Source organism: Mesorhizobium sp. M7D.F.Ca.US.004.03.1.1 (genome assembly GCF_003998635.1).
Classification (GTDB): domain Bacteria; phylum Pseudomonadota; class Alphaproteobacteria; order Rhizobiales; family Rhizobiaceae; genus Mesorhizobium; species Mesorhizobium loti.
On sequence record NZ_RZQG01001633.1, the window covers coordinates 1 to 640 of the forward strand.

At 65.8% G+C, this 640-nt stretch carries 1 protein-coding gene; it reads left to right on the plus strand.

What is annotated here, in order from left to right:
* A partial coding sequence (locus EN935_RS39185) for an undecaprenyl-diphosphate phosphatase (protein ID WP_164771886.1) occupies nucleotides 1-464 on the plus strand: 464 nt, incomplete at its 5' end.
* Nucleotides 465-640: the final 176 nt, after the last annotated feature.

Consider the following 640-nt stretch of genomic DNA (forward strand, 5'->3'; position numbering starts at 1 on the left):
GCTGGGCCTGCATCGCCATGGCGATCATGCTGGCGCTGGCCGAGATTTTTGCACGCCACCGGCGCACCATGGGCGAAGCGTCGCTGGCAGATGCGCTGCTCGTCGGTGTCGCCCAGATCGGCGCGCTCATCCCCGGCGTGTCGCGCTCGGGCTCGACCCTGACCGCGGCACTGGGGCTCGGCTTCAAGCGGGCCGAAGCGGCGCGCTTCTCGTTCCTGCTCGGGTTGCCCGCGATTGCGCTCGCCGGTCTCAAGGAGCTTTGGGAACTGCACAAGGTCCATCTCGACGCCCATGGCTGGTCGGTCCTCGCCGTCGGGCTGGTCGTTGCCTCGATCTCCGCCTTCTTCGCCATATGGGGGCTGATGCGCGTGCTGGAGCGTTTTTCGGCCTGGCCGTTCGTCATCTATCGCGGCGTGCTCGGTGCCGTCCTGCTACTGTGCGTCGCCATGGGATGGCTTGTCTAAGCGCGCCTGAGTCTTCCACAGGATCGCTTGAAACGGGCTATATCCGTACCGGGCCTCGAACTTCGATTCCGGTACGCGCATGGATTTTTTGACCTTTCTGCAATCGGTCCCATTGCTGCTGGCGCTCGCCAAGGGCGCGCTGCCGTCGGTGGCGGCACTCGGCATGGGGTTGGGCC